The 17,734-nt window shown below is 61.9% G+C and carries 20 protein-coding genes and 2 tRNA genes; 6 read left to right on the forward strand and 16 right to left on the reverse strand.

Features of this window, described 5'->3' with window-relative positions; genetic code table 11:
* The first annotated feature begins 479 nt into the window (after positions 1 to 479).
* Positions 480 to 552, forward strand: a tRNA-OTHER gene (locus tag O7A05_RS27660).
* Between the two features lie 36 nt (positions 553 to 588).
* On the opposite strand, the gene O7A05_RS27665 is transcribed toward O7A05_RS27660, so the two are convergent.
* The 4 genes from O7A05_RS27665 to O7A05_RS27675 form a co-directional block, all read right to left on the reverse strand.
* Positions 589 to 741 (reverse strand): hypothetical protein, encoded by a 153-nt coding sequence (locus O7A05_RS27665; RefSeq protein WP_337096241.1) that lies wholly within the window; start codon positions 739 to 741, stop codon positions 589 to 591.
* A 140-nt stretch (positions 742 to 881) separates the two neighbouring features.
* On the reverse strand, positions 882 to 1,067 hold the full coding sequence (locus O7A05_RS34525) for a helix-turn-helix domain-containing protein (protein ID WP_415927066.1): 186 nt from the start codon (positions 1,065 to 1,067) through the stop codon (positions 882 to 884).
* 295 nt (positions 1,068 to 1,362) lie between these two features.
* A complete protein-coding gene (locus O7A05_RS27670; RefSeq protein WP_337096243.1) occupies positions 1,363 to 2,118 on the reverse strand; it encodes a hypothetical protein in 756 nt (251 codons plus the stop codon).
* 22 nt (positions 2,119 to 2,140) lie between these two features.
* Positions 2,141 to 2,557: a hypothetical protein gene (locus O7A05_RS27675; protein ID WP_337096244.1), complete on the reverse strand. Its 417-nt coding sequence runs from the start codon at positions 2,555 to 2,557 to the stop codon at positions 2,141 to 2,143.
* Positions 2,558 to 2,840: 283 nt separating this feature from the next.
* On the opposite strand from O7A05_RS27675, the gene O7A05_RS27680 reads away from it, so the two are divergent.
* Entirely contained in the window at positions 2,841 to 3,389 is a 549-nt protein-coding gene (locus O7A05_RS27680; RefSeq protein ID WP_337096245.1) for a recombinase family protein, read from the forward strand.
* Positions 3,390 to 3,408: 19 nt separating this feature from the next.
* On the opposite strand, the gene O7A05_RS27685 is transcribed toward O7A05_RS27680, so the two are convergent.
* From O7A05_RS27685 to O7A05_RS27725, 9 genes are all read right to left on the reverse strand, one after another.
* Positions 3,409 to 3,783, reverse strand: a complete 375-nt coding sequence (locus O7A05_RS27685) for a hypothetical protein (RefSeq protein WP_337096246.1) — start codon at positions 3,781 to 3,783, stop codon at positions 3,409 to 3,411.
* A gap of 283 nt (positions 3,784 to 4,066) precedes the next feature.
* Positions 4,067 to 6,298 (reverse strand): VapE domain-containing protein, encoded by a 2,232-nt coding sequence (locus O7A05_RS27690; RefSeq protein WP_337096247.1) that lies wholly within the window; start codon positions 6,296 to 6,298, stop codon positions 4,067 to 4,069.
* A gap of 285 nt (positions 6,299 to 6,583) precedes the next feature.
* The gene (locus tag O7A05_RS27695; protein ID WP_337096248.1) at positions 6,584 to 7,060 is read right to left on the reverse strand and encodes a hypothetical protein; all 477 of its coding nucleotides are present in this window, start codon (positions 7,058 to 7,060) and stop codon (positions 6,584 to 6,586) included.
* 11 nt (positions 7,061 to 7,071) lie between these two features.
* Positions 7,072 to 7,257 carry a hypothetical protein gene (locus tag O7A05_RS27700; protein ID WP_337096249.1) on the reverse strand — a complete coding sequence of 62 codons (186 nt, stop codon included), beginning with the start codon at positions 7,255 to 7,257 and terminating at the stop codon, positions 7,072 to 7,074.
* Positions 7,254 to 8,882 carry a hypothetical protein gene (locus tag O7A05_RS27705; RefSeq protein WP_337096250.1) on the reverse strand — a complete coding sequence of 543 codons (1,629 nt, stop codon included), beginning with the start codon at positions 8,880 to 8,882 and terminating at the stop codon, positions 7,254 to 7,256. Before O7A05_RS27705 ends, O7A05_RS27700 begins: the two co-directional genes overlap by 4 nt.
* Before the next feature lies 1 nt (position 8,883).
* Positions 8,884 to 9,087 (reverse strand): DNA-binding protein, encoded by a 204-nt coding sequence (locus O7A05_RS27710; RefSeq protein ID WP_337096251.1) that lies wholly within the window; start codon positions 9,085 to 9,087, stop codon positions 8,884 to 8,886.
* A 199-nt stretch (positions 9,088 to 9,286) separates the two neighbouring features.
* A tRNA-Glu gene (locus O7A05_RS27715) sits at positions 9,287 to 9,361 on the reverse strand.
* A 120-nt stretch (positions 9,362 to 9,481) separates the two neighbouring features.
* Positions 9,482 to 9,895 (reverse strand): VOC family protein, encoded by a 414-nt coding sequence (locus O7A05_RS27720; RefSeq protein ID WP_337096252.1) that lies wholly within the window; start codon positions 9,893 to 9,895, stop codon positions 9,482 to 9,484.
* Positions 9,892 to 10,269, reverse strand: a complete 378-nt coding sequence (locus tag O7A05_RS27725) for a fimbrial protein (protein ID WP_337096253.1) — start codon at positions 10,267 to 10,269, stop codon at positions 9,892 to 9,894. Before O7A05_RS27725 ends, O7A05_RS27720 begins: the two co-directional genes overlap by 4 nt.
* A gap of 26 nt (positions 10,270 to 10,295) precedes the next feature.
* On the opposite strand from O7A05_RS27725, the gene O7A05_RS27730 reads away from it, so the two are divergent.
* Together O7A05_RS27730 and rpoH are read left to right on the forward strand one after the other, a co-directional pair.
* Positions 10,296 to 11,366: an RluA family pseudouridine synthase gene (locus tag O7A05_RS27730; RefSeq protein ID WP_337096254.1), complete on the forward strand. Its 1,071-nt coding sequence runs from the start codon at positions 10,296 to 10,298 to the stop codon at positions 11,364 to 11,366.
* Between the two features lie 217 nt (positions 11,367 to 11,583).
* Positions 11,584 to 12,495 (forward strand): RNA polymerase sigma factor RpoH, encoded by a 912-nt coding sequence (gene rpoH / locus O7A05_RS27735; RefSeq protein ID WP_337096256.1) that lies wholly within the window; start codon positions 11,584 to 11,586, stop codon positions 12,493 to 12,495.
* Between the two features lie 270 nt (positions 12,496 to 12,765).
* Here the strand turns inward: rpoH and O7A05_RS27740 are convergent, their stop codons facing one another.
* The 3 genes from O7A05_RS27740 to O7A05_RS27750 form a co-directional block, all read right to left on the reverse strand.
* On the reverse strand, positions 12,766 to 13,425 hold the full coding sequence (locus tag O7A05_RS27740; protein ID WP_337096257.1) for a peroxiredoxin: 660 nt from the start codon (positions 13,423 to 13,425) through the stop codon (positions 12,766 to 12,768).
* A gap of 196 nt (positions 13,426 to 13,621) precedes the next feature.
* Positions 13,622 to 13,987, reverse strand: coding sequence for a cell division protein ZapA (locus O7A05_RS27745; protein ID WP_140755654.1), 366 nt, complete (start codon positions 13,985 to 13,987; stop codon positions 13,622 to 13,624).
* 4 nt (positions 13,988 to 13,991) lie between these two features.
* A complete protein-coding gene (locus O7A05_RS27750; RefSeq protein WP_023763725.1) occupies positions 13,992 to 14,264 on the reverse strand; it encodes a DUF4164 domain-containing protein in 273 nt (90 codons plus the stop codon).
* A 260-nt stretch (positions 14,265 to 14,524) separates the two neighbouring features.
* On the opposite strand from O7A05_RS27750, the gene tkt reads away from it, so the two are divergent.
* Positions 14,525 to 16,516 carry a transketolase gene (gene tkt / locus O7A05_RS27755; protein WP_337096259.1) on the forward strand — a complete coding sequence of 664 codons (1,992 nt, stop codon included), beginning with the start codon at positions 14,525 to 14,527 and terminating at the stop codon, positions 16,514 to 16,516.
* A 155-nt stretch (positions 16,517 to 16,671) separates the two neighbouring features.
* The gene (gap, locus tag O7A05_RS27760) at positions 16,672 to 17,682 is read left to right on the forward strand and encodes a type I glyceraldehyde-3-phosphate dehydrogenase (protein WP_337096261.1); all 1,011 of its coding nucleotides are present in this window, start codon (positions 16,672 to 16,674) and stop codon (positions 17,680 to 17,682) included.
* The last annotated feature ends 52 nt before the right edge of the window (positions 17,683 to 17,734 follow it).

A 17,734-nucleotide genomic window follows, 5' to 3' on the forward strand; every position in this document is an offset into this window, starting at 1 on the left:
TTTGTCACGATTGCCGCTGAGACGAGTTCGGCATTCGCCGGATCTCGAATTTGGGTAACAGACCAAACGTCCGCACATGCCCCCACTATTGAAGCGAGACAGCCTATTACTGTCGTCACAACGAAGAACATCAAGCGCAAAGACACTTTCTCGCCCCCCATTTGCCCTACGAAAACATCGCGCAAACCAAAGGCACACGCAAGCTCGGGCAAAGCTTACAGACCAGCGAGCCGTTCGTTGCAGTTCCGTTGAGGCTGCGGATCGTCCGATGGTAGGCGGCAGGTACTCTCGTCAATTCAAAAGCCCGCTGCCTCCCAGTGCCACCTCGCGGCAGGGGGCTTCATAAATTAGGAAACAGTTTCGGGGATTTCAGCAGTGCTTCGTCTTCGTTGCGCCTACCTTTTTTCATGCGGCAAGATCGCAACAGCAGAAGTTGGGACGGAAAACACTTGCAATTGCTCCGCTTCGCTACCGCCTGCCTGCTGCGTTAGCTCATCTGGATAGAGCATCGGATTCGCATCCGAAGGTAAAGGGTTCCCTTACGCCCGCCCAAAAAAGGGAGCGCTGACCGCGCTCCCTTTTCTTTTGTCAGAGCAGTGACCGCAACACGGTCTGGCGGTCATCTTCGGTCAGGGCTTCGGCTGCGAGAATGGAATATGTCGCCTTTGCTTTAACTTCCGCCAGGGACAGCGGACGGTACGCGGCGAAGTCGCGGGCGCTGGCGCGCTCGTCCGCAAGCAACCGGCCGGTTTCCGCATCGTCGTGACGCGTGGCCGTCCGTTCGGCAACCGTCGTGCAATGCGCGTTGAAGGCGGCTGCCGGTCAAACGTGTATTCAACGCAAGGCCGTTGTTTCAAAGGCAAGAATATCGGGACCGAGGCCTAGCGGTTTTTGAGGAACGCCCGAAGCTTGTCAGCCTCAATGAGCCGACGCCTCCCAATTTTCACGGATGGCAGTTCGCCCATGGCGACGAGTTTCCAAACGTAATCGACTGACAGAGAAAGCGCTTCGGCCGCCCCAGGCACGCTATAGGCGAGCTTTTCAGGATTCGCTTCGGACCATTTCATGCAGGTGGGGCAGAGGTTCTCTTTGCGGGGGCGGGGCACGGCGGACGTTTCCTTTTCATGACGGACCGCCAAATCAACGTGGGGCGCGCCAAACTGTCAATCTAGGGAGGAAACAACCGCTTGTTTCTAAAACGCAATCTTGATTTTTCTTTTCTATTCTTTTTGAGCGGCGGTCGAGGAAGCGCATCCCCAGGGGTGGGGGTGTGTAGCGCCAGAGGGTGCTGATTACTAAGACGCGCCCCCGTCATGGGCGGGGCGGGGGGGGTGCGTCGGGGGCGCGGCCGATACCGGTCAGTCACGAGAACACGCTGCGCAGAAACGCCATGACGTAGCCGGACTTGAGCACGTGAAACAGCTCCCTGCCCTGTAAGATGATCCCTGCGAAGTAGGCCTTGAGTTCCGCCCCGACCATCTGAATGACAAAGGCGGAGCCGCCGCTCATGCCGTCCGGGTCAATGCGGAGCGGGCTCGTAGCACGCACCCGGATCAATGCGCCATCCTTCGGCTGTCCATCAGGTAGGCAGAGGACATCGAGGCGAGCCAGCCCCAAGTGATTTTTCGCTTCTAACTCGTAGGCTTGCCCGGCGGAAGGAAAGCCCGTCAGCAGCATTGCCATCACATTTGGGGCGGGCGTGTCCGGCGGCAACTCCGTGAAATCGAAGAAGCGTTTCTTCAAATCCGGGTGCGCTTCAACGGGCTCTGTGAAATCAAAGGCGGCGATGTCGTTCCCGTCGGTATCCAGGCGCGGCCGATAGGCCCGGAATCCTCCGGATGTGACAAGGATGCTCCCGTCGTCTTTCAGCATCGCCACTTGCTGGGGGTCCACGGTCCGTAGCTGGTGATTGCTGCACAGCAAGATATACCTGCCGCCGAAGCGAACCGCAGTAGCGGACCCAACCAATGAGACCTGGTACGTTTCATGGTCGTTGAGCACGACTAGATTGAAGGCGTATCTCGACAACGCCCGCTGGATCGACTTGCCTGGAATGACGAGCCCGTTAAGCCGTACACCCAGCCGTGCCAAATCCTCGACTAGCGTTGTTTCCTTCATCGCCCTGCGAAGTGCGCTCTGGTTAGGTGCACGTGTGGACCGTGCCCTCTTTCAAGAGCTTCTGCCAATCCGGCCCGAGCGTGTCACGGGCTGGGATCGCCTGGGCTGCGCCCGGCTCGCCTTCCTTGAACATCTTCACCCCGAGCGCTTGGTGGTGGCCGCCTGACACGATGGTCGGGCCGGGGATGTATTGGGTATTGGCGTTGATTGTCGCCATGTTGCCGTACACGGTAGCGATGCCGTTGGTCTGGTAGCTTCCCGGCATCTGAGTCACGCGAACATCGTTGCTCGCTGCCGCGTCGTAGATGATGTAGCGGTCATACCCGGCTTTCAACGTCTCGATTGCCGCCTGCTTTTCCGCGACGCGTGCCGCCCCGATGCCGCCGCACACTGGCGCGGCCGAAGATTGAATAATCGCAGTGCTGGCGGACGTTCTCATAGCGCTGCTAGACGCACACGCTGACAGAAGACCGCACGACAGCGCCAGTGCAATAGAGTTGGCTTTCAATGATGCCCCCTGCTCCTAACCCTGGGTGGAATAGAACGCGCGGTACACGTGGCTGTCAATCTCGTGCAAGGCGAATTGCCGTATCGTTTGGGTATACCCCGACGAGACGTTACGGCGAGACGGGAAAGGTGTCTTATTAGGGTTGACGTCAGCCCTATGAGACAGTATCCATTGCGGCTCTAGATCCAAACGAGACAATTCGGGAGCAAGGCCAGTGAAGTACGGATATGCGCGTGTCAGCACGACGGACCAAGACCTGTCCATTCAGGCCGGCGCCCTCAAGGCGGCAGGGTGCGAAATCATCCGAGCGGAAAAGCAGAGCGGCACGACTATGGAAAAGCGGTCAGAGCTGGCAACGCTCTTAGACTTCCTCCGAGCTGGCGATACCCTGGTGGTCACACGTATCGACCGCTTGGCGCGTAGCGTCGGCGACTTGCAAATGATCATGCGCCGCCTTCGCGAAAAGGGCGCGCACCTTCAAGCGACAGAACAACCGATCGATACCAGCACCGCCGCTGGGAAAGCGTTCCTAGACATGCTGGGCGTGTTTGCGGAGTTCGAAACCAATCTCCGCCGTGAACGCCAGATGGAAGGCATAGCTAAGGCAAAAGACGCAGGGGTTTATCAGGGGCGCAAGGCTTCAATCGACGTTGAGCGCGTGCGCACCCTACGTGGTGAAGGGAAAGGCGCGACCGAGATTGCCAAGGAATTGAAGATTGGCCGCGCCAGCGTCTACCGGGTCTTGTCGGAAGAGTCCGTCTGACAGCGCTGACAGCGTCCTGTCAGCAGTCCTCGGGCTGTACATCTTCAATCGGCTGAAGTTCAAGCACAGGTGCGGAACGCGCGGCCACCAGCGCCGTAAGCGACTGGAGCGCAGCAAAGTGCGCGCTGGCGGGGTCTGTGCGAACGTCTAGCGCCACGTCCTGCTTTGGCTTGCCTAGCGTGCGGTTCAAGATTTCTTGGGCGGCCAAGAACCGCAGTTTCGGGTCATCGCACCCCATCGTTTCCGCCATGATCTCAACGGCGCGCGGTGTGAGCTGCCCAAGCATTTCCTTGATATGGGCAGGCGTTGCGGCACGGCCGCCAGGGTTGCCGCTCTGCCCCTTGGCGAACCTTCCCTTGTCAACACGTTCGATGGCCTGCTTGTTCTCTGTCATTTCATTGCTTGTCCCTGAAAGGTTGGCTCGTGCAACGGACGTGCCGTGAGGTGATATTACGCGACGTTGGGCGGCGAGCACCGCACGTGGGAACCGTAGGGAATGTAGGGACCGTAGGGAGCGTAAGGAACCCTTTTTCCATAGAGCGTATAACGCTACCCATATGCCCTATTTATCTGCTCTATTAGAGATACGGTCCCTGAGGGTCCCTACGGTCCCTACCCTTGCGGTGCAAGGCTTTGCGACAGGGACCGTGTAGGATTCCGACGGTCCCTGACGGTCCCTAAACCCGCACCCAGCTCATGGTGCCCATCGACTTTTTCTTTTCCCAGTTCAGACGCCGCATGATCGTGCCCAAGCGGCGTTGGTCCGTCATACCCAGGCTTCCCGTTTGAACCCCGAGCCCATTGAACGCCACTTCTGGAATTGTGACACGGCCCTTATCAGCGACATAGTTCTTGACAGGCTCTTCCCAAGGGTCGGACTCGAAGCGTTCCTCTTGCTCCCGCCGCATGACTCGAGTTTCGAAATCACCTTCCGGCCACCACTTGTCACCCCGCTGATAGCGCGCGTACGCTTCCGCAAAGAGCTGGTCGCGGTCGCTGCTCAATGCATCCGTATCGATGTCCCCAGCGCGCACGGGCCAAAAGCGCCGTGCGCCTGTCGCGTCGCGTAGGTACTCCGTCTCGTTGGTCGTGCCGATGAAAACAGCTTGGCGCGGCTCGTGCACTTCGTAGCGCCCATAGGGCGGCCGATACCGCTCTTCCGAGCGTGTCAGGAAGCTTTTCAGCGCGTTGGCTTCGGCCTTGTTGACCGCGTGCATTTCGGCCACTTCGATCAACCACTTGCCACGCAGATGCTGTGAAGCGTCCTTGCTTGTGATATCAGGCAGGCCGTCCGAAAACCAATCGCCCCCGAGCACTTTGACAGCCGTCGATTTCCGGCTTCCCTGCTTGCCCTCAAGCACCACCATGTGGTCGACCTTCGCACCGGGCTTCATCACCCTGGCGACCATCGAAATGAGCATCATGCGCCCCACCTCGCGGGTGTATTCGGTGTCCTCGCTTCCGAAATATTTGGGGAACAGGCGTGGCAGGCGTTCCACGCTGTCCCAGCGGAGGCCGCCGAGCCAATCGCGGACAGGGTGGAAAGCATTTTCCTTCGCAACAAGCTCGATTGCGTCAGCCACCACCACCTTAGACACGCGGCGGAGGCCGCCACGTTGCAAAAATTCCTGCACGACGGTCGCGTCATTGTCTTCGATATGGCGCGGCTTGAACGTGTCGGCTCCCACCGGGGATTTCATCACCATCACCGCGCGCCGCATTTCGTCAAACCTGAAAACGTCGGGGGCGTATTGGCGCAAGATGTCAGCGACTGTAGCGAGATCGGCCGGCGCTTTATCGGGCACCGGCAACGCAAGCGCCCCCCTCGTATACCGCTCGATCACCCGGTCAACGTCGCCGCCGAGCCCGATGAAATCCAGCACGGCGTCACCGCGCCACCCGTGCGCCCTGGCGACGTGCGCTAAGTGATCCGGCGGCACATGCGAAACCGCGATACTGTCCCAAATCTTCCAGAAATATTCGGGTTCGGCCCACCCGTACCGCACAGCCCACTCTTCAACGTCATGCGCCAACGTGTCGGCGTTGCGCCCCGTTGCGGCTTTGAAGCTCGCCAGAAGCGCGACCAAGCTTTCCCGTGTGGGCAAGCCTTCAGGCGTGTTTGGGATAGCGTTCAAGGCCTCCATTGCCATTTCATCGGACCATGCGGGAACAGCATCCCGCACCGTCACCTGATAATCCGACGAAACCCCAACCGGCGCTGACACGCTGACAACAGCGCCGCCCTCCGCCTGGATTGCCTCAGTCAGCAAGTCAATAAATGCGTCCACGTCGTCAGTTGTCAGAGGTGGGAGGCTGTTAGCGCCCACTGTGGCAAGGCCTTGACCGTCACGCCATTCGTACCGAGCGCCTTTCGGATGCGTGCCCGCAACGGCGTATTGCTGCCCCAGGCCGAGCACGTCTAGCCCGTGCCGGTTTCCATCCATGTCGGCCCATTCGAGCCGCCGCTTGCGAATAGCTTCGGCACCGGGCTTCAGCCGGAAGGGATAGAGCGCGCGCGGCGCGCCGGACCGGACGCGCACCGGGTTGCCAGTGCCGAACAATGTCGCGACCGCTCCCTCCACAAGCGCCAGCGCAGCGGGGGTGGCCGTGTCAATGTCGATTGCGGGAAAAGCCGCTGCGCGAAGCCCGACGTTCTCGGTGGGCCAATCCTGGGCGGCCGCGATGGTCTCGGGATCGAGGCCTGTAGCGGCCCACTGCCCGGTCATGCCAGACCAAACGCCGTCACGGAAACGGCCGGGGATCTTGCCAACTTGAGACGGCGAGACTTTCGAGAGCGGGGAGAGCGGAGCACCGGGAGGGATGAGAGGCAGGATATCTGCCCGGGCGAAACCGGCACGGATTAGGGGCGCGGCGGAGCCGCCAAAGGTATAGCTGATGTCTGGGCGCAAGGAAGGCGAGCCTCTGTGAAGGGAGGGGGGATGTCAGGGGTTTTGGGGGAAACGGGGCTTTGAAGGCGGGATGCTTTTCCTCGTTGCCTGCACCCCGATCCCCCAAGATCGGTTGAATGGTGCAGGCAACTGGAAAGGCGTGTCCTTGCGCGACAAGCGGGACTAAATATAGCGCCTTGCGACCGAAATCGCAAAGGAATGACACGAGATATAGGGCGTTTTGGCTGGCGGATAATCTGCCCGCTACCTAGGGCGCGGCCGCCCTAGGCGAGCACGGGATTAGCTCTAGTCGAGACTGTGGCGCGCGTTTTGTTCGGCTTCCCAGGCGTCACGGGCCACGCCCCGGAAATCCTTATTGAAGGTAGCCCACGCGTCCGGCGCGGCACCGTGAAGCGGCAGGGGGAACCCCTCGACCGTGAACACGTCCGGCAAGGGGAAGGCGAGCAAGTCCTCATCTAGCATGACGGTCGCTGCCTGGGCGGATGACCAAGCTTCGTCGGGCAGCTCGTCAAGGGCGTCGTACGGCAGGCCGAAGCGCTCGTGCCAGCGTGCGAGGTACGACCGCACTAAGAGGTCAACCTCTTCGGGCGGCGCGGCTTTGGCGCTGGCAACGGTTTCGTCCAAGATCGACCGAGCAACCGCAATCAACACGTCCCTGTCTTTCTTCGCGCCGGTTGCTTTGGCACGGGTGACAAGCTCGCTGATGCCCGCCTGAGCTTCTGGTGTTTTGAAGCGTGCCGGTACGAATTCGGGCAAGAACATGAAGAGGCCTTTCAATGCAAGGTGGGGGAGTTTTCGGCGGCTAAGGGATCGATGCCCCGAACAAGACAAGCGGTCGCCCAGGCAAAAGCCTTGAACACCGTTTCGGGGCTGTCGGGGTCAACGTCCTCTTCTGGCGATAGGGACGCAACGACACGGCGCACATAGGCGGAAATGATCTCCCGCACGAAATCTGTCATTGGCCTGACACCCGTGCTGCACGCCCCGCCTGGAAAGCCGATTGGCGCAAAAGCAGCCTTTGAGCTGGGCTGAGAAACGCAGGATTGAATGCGCGCCGCGCCCCGCCAACACCGTACGCGGCTTCGCCGATGACGCGCGGCGATGACACGGCGAGTGTCGAGAGCGCCGCAAGGAGTGCCGGCGGATTTGAAAGCAGCGCAGCGCCTGGCACAGCGTAGGCTGCGCCGGAATGCAAGACACGTGCGAGCCCTTGCGGCTCTAGGCCAGACATTGCCCGGCCGGCAAGCATGCCAGGAAGCGCGGGCTCTTTCTGCGCAAGCTGATCGACCAAAGCCGCGCGAGTGCCAAAGTTGGCGCTGACATTGCTGCGCGTCGAAGACAGGAGCTTGCGAAGGCCTGTGTCATCCGTGGCGTTCTCGCCAAGGCTCAGGGTCTTCCTGATTTGGTTGCTGTTGTTGGTCGCGTTCTCATAGCCGCGCATGGCGGCAGCGTAGGATGGCACTTGGGCCTCCACGTCGTCGCGCACGCGGCGATAGATCGTGTCAGCGACCTTGCGAGCAGGAGTGCCCGCTTCGGTGCTCTCACGGATACCGCCGAGGGTCTGCTTGAGCGCATCGAAACCGGCAGGCGTATGGTAATCGGCAGGCGTGAGCTGCTTCCAGTCGTCCACCACGGATTTCATCTGGTTGACGATGTCAGCGCCTTCGCGGTTCTTGACCACACCCTTGAAGCGAACCATGTCGTTCGCGTCGCGGATGGCGTTGTCAATGCCGCTGAAGTTGAGCACGGACTGGTCGGCGCGCGCCGGGGCCATGTCCGCGTTGTATTTCGTCGCGCGGTCCCTATCGAGCTGACCCAAGGCACTCTTGGCGCGGTCAAGGATTTCAGTTGACGGTGCAGCGCCGCGCATCTGCTCCAGGGCAGCGGTGTTTCCCTCAAAGCCGGCACGCTGCATTGACCGGATGGCATCGCCACCAACGCCGGTTGTCAGGCCGAGTCCCGCTGAAACACCGGTGCCGACTGCCCGGCCGGTGCCAGTTACGACTTTGCCGGCGGCCTGCACGGGGTCAAGGATCTCGCCGGCGGTTCCGGCGGCCCGTGCGACGGTCCCCAGCACGCCTGGAGCCTTCGCGGCGGCCAGCGAACCCCCTGACAGCAGCGTCGCTACGTCTGACAGGAAACCGACGGGGTCGGTCGCCATAGTCTTTTTGACGTTCTCAAAACCGCCGTAACGGCCGGCGAAAAACTGGCCTACGGCGTCGGCCGAGTGCTGGTCATGGTCGCCGATGCCGGCCTTGGCCGCGACGCCGCCGGCAATGTCGCCGAGGTTCTGCGCGGTCTGGATCGGGTGCAGGATCGGCTGCGCGATGTCCTGCGCGAACTGGCCGGCGCTGGGCAGGAAATTCTGCACTGCGCCTGACAGCACGTCGGCGGCCGTCATCGGGGTTTGCGGATGGGCGGCTGCCCCCGGCGCCGACGCGCTGGCAGTGCCAGAAGGAACGACCGGCGCCGTCCCTTGCCGCTGATAACGCAACCAGGGGCCGTCTTCCTGGCCGATAGGGGCGCTCTGTTGCTGCGCGTTCAGCGCCGCGTACCTCACCCATGGCCCTTCTGATTCCGACATATCATTTCGCCCCATGCGTGGCGAAGCCTGACGGCTGGGCGTCGAACCATGCACGGGCGTCTTCAATTGGGATCACCGTGCGGGAGCCGATCTTGCGCGTTTTCAAACGCCCTGCCTGAATCTCCATGTACGCCTTAGAGCGTCCGATGGCCGCCCAGCGGGTGAAATCAGGGATGGAAAGAGCCCTAGGCTCGGTGAAAGACATAACTGCATTCCTTCAGACTGCGGTGGATGCGCCATCATCCGACCGAGACCGAAGAAACTCCAACATATTGCGCCGAATAGGGGGCGTTGCCCCTATATTTTGTTTCAGCCGGCCAACGCCGTCCGCAATTGTACAGGCGCGTTTATTCGACGGATATTCGACCGCCTTCGGAGAGATAGAACTAAGTGCTTGATTTTATTGGTACGCCCAAGGGGAATCGAACCCCTGTTCCCGCCGTGAGAGGGCGGTGTCCTGACCGCTAGACGATGGGCGCGCTCAAGAACCGGCTACATAGGCTGGCGGCCGCGAAAAAGCAACCAAGCAGATTCCGGAAAAGTGTCATACGGTTTCCGACAAGAATCTGCGGCAAACAAAAAGGCCTAAACGGGTGGGGTCAGCCCTGCCGTTTCGGCTCGATCAGGTCCCAGAGATTGCCGTAGAGATCGGAAAAGACCGCCACCGCGCCATAGGCCTCGCGGCGCGGCGCCTCGCGGAATTCGACGCCCTTGGCGAGCATCGCCTGATGGTCGCGGGAAAAATTGTCGGTCTCGAGGAACAGGAAGACCCGGCCGCCGGTCTGGTTACCGATGCGGCTTGCCTGCTCTTCGCCGGATGCCTCCGCCAGGAGCAGCCGCGCGCCTTGGCCCTTGGCCGGCGCGACGGTGACCCAGCGCTTGTCGTCGCCGAGATCGACATCCTCGATGAGCAGGAAGCCGAGCCGCTCGACATACCAGACGATCGCCTCGTCGTAATTGCCGACGACGAGCGCCACGGTCGCGACACTGCGGCGTTCGGCAAGGCCGCTCATTTGGTGCGGATCGCGAATTTGCCGATCATGCGGCGCTCGGCGATGTCGTAGACGAAGATCGAATGGCTGCCGTCGGTAAGCTCGGCATCGATCGACATGCGGTTGCCGGAGAGCGACTGGCTGATCACCTTGGCGCCGAGCGGCAGCACGATGTCGCCGGAGAGCGGCTCACCGGCCGGAGCCTGGACATCGCCGGCGGGCGCCGCCATCGGCGCATTGCGGGCTTTGTAGACAAGCGCCCCGATCACCACCATAAGGGCGAGGAACAGAAGGCCGAGATTGACGATCATGAAACGGACGAGCTTGCGGCGCACATTCTCGGCCGCGGGATCGAGCGGCTTTTCCTCATCTTCTTCGGCGATCGGCCGGGCCATGGCTAAACAATCCGCAACGGGTTTCGATGAGCGCTCATAACGAAGAGACCCCGATATTGATAGAGGACGAATTGGCGGACGAGGAATCGGCTGCCGGCGACACTGTCGTGCTGGAAGCCGGCGCCGATGCCGCCGGTCAGCGTCTCGACCAGTGGCTTGCCGCCAAGCTCGGTCCGGAACTCTCGCGCAGCCGCGTGCAGGCGCTGATCAAGCAAGGCGCGGTCTCCATTGCCGGCAAGGCGGTGCTGGAGGCCAAGCGCAAGCTGACGGCCGGCGAGCGGATCGAAATCCTGGTACCCGCGCCCGAACCAGCCGAGCCGCAGGGCGAGGACATTCCCCTCGACATCCTCTACGAGGACGACGAGCTGATCGTCATCAACAAGCCGGCGGGACTGGTCGTCCATCCCGGCGCCGGCAACTGGACCGGTACGCTGGTCAATGCGCTGATCCATCATTGCGGCGAGACCCTGTCCGGCATAGGCGGAGTCAGGCGTCCGGGCATCGTCCACCGGCTGGACAAGGAAACCAGCGGCGTCATGGTCGTGGCCAAGACCGACCGCACGCACAAGGCCCTGTCGGAGGCCTTCGCCGACCACGGCCGCACCGGCGATCTGCAACGCGCCTATCTGGCGCTGGTCTGGGGTATTCCGCAGCGGCCGACCGGCACGGTCGACGCCGCCTTGGGCCGCGCCGCCGACCGCGTCCGCCGCGCGGTGGTGCCGGAAAGCCGCGACGACGCCCGCCATGCAGTAACCCATTTCAGCGTCGTCGAGCGCTTCGGCGAAGGACAGCAGGCTTTTGCCGCCGCGAGCCTCGTCGAATGCCGGCTGGAGACCGGGCGTACCCACCAGATCCGTGTCCACATGGCCCATATCGGCCACCCGGTGGTCGGCGACCCGGATTACGGGCAGGCCTTCCGCACCAAGGCCAACCGGCTGCCCGAGCCCTTGAAAACCAAGGTCAAAGCCTTTCCCCGGCAGGCCCTGCATGCCTGGCTCCTTGAATTCCGGCACCCGACCACCCATTTAACGATGAGGTTCGAAGCGCCGATACCGGGAGACATGGAGGAACTCGTCGGCGACTTCCGAAAACTTTGAACCGGCCCGCCACGAACAAGCTGCAAACCAGCCATCAAAAAACCTGACCGGCGTTGTTCACTTCAGCGTGACAGACTGTTTAGCGTTGAACAAATGCCTGTCTTTTCTGGTTTTGTTCCTATATATACAGGTTGTCGCGGATGAGCCTTTGGCATCTGTGACGCGTGCCCGCCGCGTTTAGGGGGCATTCACTCCAAAGAGAGAGAGGGGCGCTATCATGGCCCAATCATTACCCAGTATCGTTTCCGGTGAAGGCGGTCTCGCCCGTTACCTGGAAGAAATCCGCCGCTTTCCGATGCTTCAGCCGCAGGAAGAGTACATGCTCGCCAAGCGTTATGCCGAGCATCAGGACACTTCGGCTGCCCACAAGCTCGTCACCAGCCACTTGCGGCTCGTCGCCAAGATCGCCATGGGCTATCGCGGCTACGGCCTGCCGATCGGCGAGGTGATCTCGGAAGGCAATGTCGGCCTCATGCAGGCCGTGAAAAAATTCGAACCGGAACGTGGCTTCCGGCTCGCCACCTATGCCATGTGGTGGATCAAGGCCTCGATCCAGGAGTACATCCTGCGCTCGTGGAGCCTGGTCAAGATGGGCACCACCGCCAATCAGAAGCGTCTGTTCTTCAACCTGCGCAAGGTGAAGGGCAAGATCCAGGCGCTCGACGATGGCGACTTGAAGCCCGACCAGATCGCCGAGATCGCCACCCGCCTCAACGTCTCCGAGGCTGAAGTGATTTCGATGAACCGCCGCCTTTCGGGCGACGCTTCGCTCAACGCCCCGATCCGGGCGAGCGAAGGCGAGTCCGGCGAATGGCAGGATTGGCTGGTCGACGATCACGAAAGCCAGGAAGAGATGCTGATCGAGCAGGACGAGCTGGAAAACCGGCGCTCCATGCTGTCGGGCGCTCTGTCGGTGCTCAACGATCGCGAGCGGCGCATCTTCGAGGCGCGTCGCCTGGCCGAGGAGCCGTTGACCTTGGAAGAGCTGTCGGCCGAGTTCGACATCAGCCGCGAGCGCGTGCGCCAGATCGAGGTGCGCGCCTTTGAGAAGGTGCAGGACGCGGTCAAGGCCGCCGCCAAGCGCCAGACCCAGGCGCTGCGCACCATCGAGGCGCAGCCGGCGGCGTAGAACTGCTCGAGGCAGAAATGAAAAGGCGGCGCTTCGGCGCCGCCTTTTTTGTTTGGCGGAAGCGCCGAACCGGCCCTTTCTCCCCGTCACTATACGTCACTATACGGGGAGAAATGTCCGGCAGGACAATGAGGGGCAGCGCCGACGCTGCGAGGTTTCTTTTCAGAACCATCCGACGAAGGTTTTCGGCGCGATCCCCTCAAACGCCGCGCCGCCCCTCATCCGCCCTTCGGGCACCTTCTCCCCGTGAAACGGGGAGAAGGAAAAGGTTCATGCCGTCGGCTGCTTGGTCTTCCTAAGGTACGGCAGAACCGTCTCATACGCCCCAAAACGCTTGATCGCGTCCTCGTTGGAGACGGCGGCGGTGATGATGACGTCGTCGCCCTGCTTCCAGTTGGCCGGCGTCGCCACCTGGTGCTTGGCAGTCAGCTGGATGGAATCGATGACGCGCAGGATCTCGTCGAAGTTGCGGCCCGTGGTCATCGGATAGGTCAGCGCCAGCTTTATCTTCTTGTCCGGGCCGATGACATAGACCGAGCGCACGGTGGCATTGTCGGCCGGCGTGCGGCCCTCCGAGGTCTCGCCGGCACCCGCCGGCAGCATCTCGTAAAGCTTGGCGACCTTGAGGTCTTTATCGCCGATCAAAGGATAGTTCACCGTCTGGCCGGTAGCGGTCTTGATGTCGGCCTGCCACTTCTCGTGGCTCGACACCGGATCGACGGAAATGCCGATGATCTTGACGTTGCGCTTTTTGAACTCGCCTTCCAGGCCGGCCATCGTGCCGAGCTCGGTCGTGCAGACCGGGGTGAAGTTCTTCGGGTGGCTGAACAGCACCGCCCAGCCGTCGCCGATCCATTGATGGAAATTGATCGTCCCTTGCGTGGTCTCGGCCGTGAAGTCCGGCGCAATATCATTGATACGAAGGCTCATGACGTGTTCCCTACCCTTGTGACATGCCACCGGCATGGGCCAACCCCATCGGCGGCTTAGCCTTCTATACCGCCGCACGGTCCAGTTCAAAAGACTTGTGTCTGTCAGCGTGATCGACGGAGCGGAAAAATTTCGTCTTTTCCTGGAAATGACAGGCGGAATTTCCACGACGATGCTGGAGGCTGGATGAAGCGGCTTAAGCCTTCTTTATCGCCAGCGTTGCCGTGAGATCTTCCATGCGCTGCGCAAGCGCCGCAAGCGCGGTCGTGAGCACGCTGTCGCTCTTGTCGGCCTTGGTCAGCGCCTCGTCGCGCGTCTTGCGCAAGGTGAGCACCTCGCTCTCCATGCCCTTGACGCGCTTGGTGAGCTCTGAAAGCTCGTCCATCACCATGATGCCCGCCATGACGGTGAGCCTCTGGTCGCCGATCTCGCCGAAGGAATCCTTCAGGTGCGAAACATAACGGTCGAAGCGCTCGGCAAGGTCGATCAGATGCTCTTCCTGGCCCTCGTCGCAGGCCATCCGGTACTGCTTGCCGTCGATGGAAACGGTGACCTGTGCCATTGCCTTACCTGTCCAGAACCGCGCGGATGGTTTCCATGGCGGTCACCAGCCTCCGTGACACTTCCTTGTTGGCGTCCTCCAGCCGCTCGGCGCGCGCTTCCGAATTGTCGAGCTCCTGCGCCAGGCGCGAACGGTCGGCGTTCATGCGCTGCACCTCGGCCTCGGCTTCCGAATAATCGCGCTCATGCTCGAGCTTCGCCGCCACGGCGTTTTCCAGCCCTTCCATGGCCTTGCCCAGCCTGGCGATGACTTCCTTGAGGGTCGTTTCCCCGGTCATGGCCTTCGTCCTATGCCCTGCCCATCACCGAATCGCACGCGTTCAGAACGCGTTACCTCGGAAAGATTAGGCGCCGGGTGAAGGGCGCGTCAACAAAGCTCTCGCGACTGTCCCCCGCTATCGCTAATGTAGGCGTCGATGCCATCACAAGCCCGGCAAAATCCGTCCCGATTTGTTGACTAAAAGACCGTGCCTGCTATGTGTCGCGGCATCCTTTTCCAAGGGTTCTCCCCAGGCTCCAACTCACTTCCGGAGGAAGCATGACCTCGCGTGAACAACATGATCGGATGGCCAACGCGATCCGTTTCCTTTCCATGGACGCCGTCGAGAAGGCGAATTCCGGTCACCCCGGCCTGCCGATGGGCTGCGCGGATATCGCGACGGTGCTGTTCAGCCGTTTCCTGAAATTCGACGCCAAAGCGCCGCACTGGGCGGACCGCGACCGCTTCATCCTGTCGGCCGGCCACGGCTCGATGCTGCTCTATTCGCTCCTCTACCTCACCGGCTATGAGGACATGACGATCGACCAGATCAAGAATTTCCGCCAGCTCGGCTCCAAGACCGCCGGCCATCCCGAATACGGCCATGCCGCCGGCATCGAGACCACCACCGGCCCGCTCGGCCAAGGCCTTGCCAATTCGGTCGGATTCGCGCTCGGCGAGCGCATCATGAACGCCGCCTTCGGCAACGACCTCGTCAACCATTATACCTATGTGCTGGCCGGGGACGGTTGCCTGATGGAAGGCGTCTCCCACGAAGCCATCGCGCTGGCCGGGCATCTGAAACTCAACAAGCTGATCGTCTTCTGGGACAACAACAACATCTCGATCGACGGCCCGGTCTCGCTGGCCGACAACACCGACCAGGTCGCCCGCTTCCAGGCCTCGGGCTGGAACGCCAGCCACATCGACGGCACCGATCCGGAAGCGATCGCCTATGCCATCGAGGCGGCGCGCCGTTCCGACAAGCCGACGATGATCGCCTGCAAGACCACCATCGGCTTCGGCGCTCCGACCAAGGCCGGCACCAACAAGGCGCATGGCTCGCCGCTGGGCGCGGAGGAAATCGCCGGCGCGCGCAAATTCTTCAACTGGGACTCGCCACCCTTCGAAATTCCGGCCGACATCCTCGACGCCTGGCGCGCCGTGGGCAAGAACGGCGCCAAGGCCCGCGCCGACTGGGAAGGCCGCCTGGCCAAGGCCGAGCCGAAGCTCAAGGCCGAGTTCGAGCGCCGCCTTGCCGGCAAGCTGCCCTCCAACTTCGACGCCGTCATCGCCGACTACAAGAAGAAGCTGTCGGTCGACAAGCCGAAGGTCGCCACCCGCAAGTCGTCGGAAATGGCGCTGGAAGTCATCAACGGCGCGGTGCCGGAAACCATCGGCGGCTCGGCCGACCTCACCGGCTCCAACAACACCAAGACCAGCCAGACCAAGAACATCACGCCCGACGATTACGGCCAGCGCTATGTCCATTACGGCATCCGCGAGCACGGCATGGCGGCGGCGATCAATGGTCTCACGCTGCATGGCGGCCTGATCGCCTATGGCGGCACCTTCCTGTGCTTCTCCGACTATGCCCGCCCGTCGATGCGTCTTGCCTCGCTGATGGGCATCCGCTCGATCTTCGTCATGACGCATGATTCGATCGGTCTCGGCGAGGACGGCCCGACCCACCAGCCGGTCGAGCATCTGGCCGCACTGCGCGCCATCCCGAACCACAATGTCTTCCGCCCGGCCGACGCGGTCGAAACCGCCGAATGCTGGCAGATCGCGCTCGAATCCGAAAAGACGCCCTCGACCCTGGCGCTGACCCGCCAGAACCTGCCGACCGTGCGCACCGAGCATTCGGCGAAGAACCTCTCCAGCCAGGGCGCGTACGAGCTTGCCGCCGCCAGCGGCGAGGCCGTGGTGACGATCTTCGCCACCGGCTCCGAGGTCGAGATCGCGCTCGGCGCGCGCGACCTGCTCGAAAAGCAGGGCCATCCGACCCGCGTCGTCTCGGTGCCCTGCTTCGAGCTGTTCGACCAGCAGAGCGACGATTACCGCAAGAAGACCATCGGCAACGCCAAGGTGAAGGTCGCGATCGAGGCCGGCATCCGCCAGGGCTGGGATCACCTGATCGGCACCGACGGCATTTTCGTCGGCATGCACGGTTTTGGCGCCTCCGGCTCGATCGAGCAGCTCTATCCGCATTTCGGCATCACTGCCGAGGCCGCGGCCAAGGCGGTCGAAGCCCGCCTGCACGGCAACTAGGAATTGGCTCAGCCCGGCAAACCCCGATTGACGGTTTTGCCGGGCTGGACCAACCTAATCGATTTAAATGCGACCTTCTGCGGCTGGATTCTTGCGCCTTCCGCCGTTATGAAACTGCGGACCCATCCGCTTTCCAGCCCCCAAGGGAGAGAACAATGACCGTCAGAGTTGCCATCAACGGATTTGGCCGCATCGGCCGCAACATCCTGCGCGCTATCCATGAATCCGGCCGCAAGGACATCGACGTGGTCGCCGTCAATGACCTCGGCCCGGTCGAGACCAACGCGCACCTCTTGCGCTATGACAGCGTGCATGGCCGCTTCCCGCATGAGGTAACCGTCGACGGCGACCAGATTTCGGTCGGCAAGGAGAAGTTCAAGGTCACCGCGATCAAGGATCCGACCCAGCTGCCGTGGAAGGAGCTCGGCGTCGACATCGCGCTCGAATGCACCGGCATTTTCACCGCCCGCGACAAGGCCGCCGCGCATCTCACCGCCGGCGCCAAGCGCGTGCTCGTCTCCGCCCCGGCCGAAGGCGCCGACCTCACCGTCGTCTACGGCATCAACCACGACAAGCTGACCAAGGACCATATCGTCATCTCGAACGCGTCCTGCACCACCAACTGCCTGGCGCCGCTGGCGGCCGTGCTGCACGAGACCGTCGGAATCGAGAAGGGCATGATGACGACGATCCATTCCTACACCGGCGACCAGCCGACGCTGGACACCATGCACAAGGACCTCTACCGCGCCCGCGCCGCGGCTCTCTCGCAGATCCCGACCTCGACGGGCGCCGCCAAGGCGATCGGCCTTGTCCTGCCCGAGCTCAAGGGCAAGCTCGACGGCATTTCGATCCGCGTGCCGACCCCGAACGTCTCGGTCGTCGATTTCAAGTTCATCGCCAAGCGCTCGACCACCGCGCAGGAGATCAACGAAGCGGTCATGGCCGCGTCCAATGGCAAGCTGAAGGGTGTTTTGTCGGTCACCCATCACCCGAACGTGTCGATCGACTTCAACCATGACCCGCATTCCTCGATCGTGGCGCTCGACCAGACCAAGGTCATGGACGGCAACTTCGTTTCGGTCCTGTCCTGGTACGACAACGAATGGGGCTTCTCGAACCGCATGGGCGACACCGCCGTCGCCTTCGGCAAGACCATCGCCTGATCCGGGGTTCATTCGGAGTTTTGAAACGCCCGGCTTGGTCCGGGCGTTTTTT

This window comes from Mesorhizobium argentiipisi (SeqCode) (genome assembly GCF_037179585.1).
Taxonomy (GTDB): Bacteria; Pseudomonadota; Alphaproteobacteria; order Rhizobiales; family Rhizobiaceae; genus Mesorhizobium; species Mesorhizobium argentiipisi.

Bases quoted from the DNA above. Each gene is read 5' to 3' on its own strand.
- O7A05_RS27685 (WP_337096246.1), bottom strand. From the start codon at position 3,783: ATGACAGAGAACAAGCAGGCCATCGAACGTGTTGACAAGGGAAGGTTC.
- O7A05_RS27670 (WP_337096243.1), bottom strand. From the start codon at position 2,118: ATGAAGGAAACAACGCTAGTCGAGGATTTGGCACGGCTGGGTGTACGG.
- O7A05_RS27730 (WP_337096254.1), top strand. From the start codon at position 10,296: ATGAGCGCTCATAACGAAGAGACCCCGATATTGATAGAGGACGAATTG.
- O7A05_RS27695 (WP_337096248.1), bottom strand. From the start codon at position 7,060: ATGTTCTTGCCCGAATTCGTACCGGCACGCTTCAAAACACCAGAAGCT.
- O7A05_RS27725 (WP_337096253.1), bottom strand. From the start codon at position 10,269: ATGGCCCGGCCGATCGCCGAAGAAGATGAGGAAAAGCCGCTCGATCCC.
- O7A05_RS27700 (WP_337096249.1), bottom strand. From the start codon at position 7,257: ATGACAGATTTCGTGCGGGAGATCATTTCCGCCTATGTGCGCCGTGTC.
- rpoH (WP_337096256.1), top strand. From the start codon at position 11,584: ATGGCCCAATCATTACCCAGTATCGTTTCCGGTGAAGGCGGTCTCGCC.
- O7A05_RS27740 (WP_337096257.1), bottom strand. From the start codon at position 13,425: ATGAGCCTTCGTATCAATGATATTGCGCCGGACTTCACGGCCGAGACC.
- O7A05_RS34525 (WP_415927066.1), bottom strand. From the start codon at position 1,067: ATGAAATGGTCCGAAGCGAATCCTGAAAAGCTCGCCTATAGCGTGCCT.
- O7A05_RS27675 (WP_337096244.1), bottom strand. From the start codon at position 2,557: ATGAGAACGTCCGCCAGCACTGCGATTATTCAATCTTCGGCCGCGCCA.
- O7A05_RS27720 (WP_337096252.1), bottom strand. From the start codon at position 9,895: ATGAGCGGCCTTGCCGAACGCCGCAGTGTCGCGACCGTGGCGCTCGTC.
- O7A05_RS27705 (WP_337096250.1), bottom strand. From the start codon at position 8,882: ATGTCGGAATCAGAAGGGCCATGGGTGAGGTACGCGGCGCTGAACGCG.
- O7A05_RS27745 (WP_140755654.1), bottom strand. From the start codon at position 13,987: ATGGCACAGGTCACCGTTTCCATCGACGGCAAGCAGTACCGGATGGCC.
- O7A05_RS27750 (WP_023763725.1), bottom strand. From the start codon at position 14,264: ATGACCGGGGAAACGACCCTCAAGGAAGTCATCGCCAGGCTGGGCAAG.
- gap (WP_337096261.1), top strand. From the start codon at position 16,672: ATGACCGTCAGAGTTGCCATCAACGGATTTGGCCGCATCGGCCGCAAC.
- O7A05_RS27710 (WP_337096251.1), bottom strand. From the start codon at position 9,087: ATGTCTTTCACCGAGCCTAGGGCTCTTTCCATCCCTGATTTCACCCGC.
- tkt (WP_337096259.1), top strand. From the start codon at position 14,525: ATGACCTCGCGTGAACAACATGATCGGATGGCCAACGCGATCCGTTTC.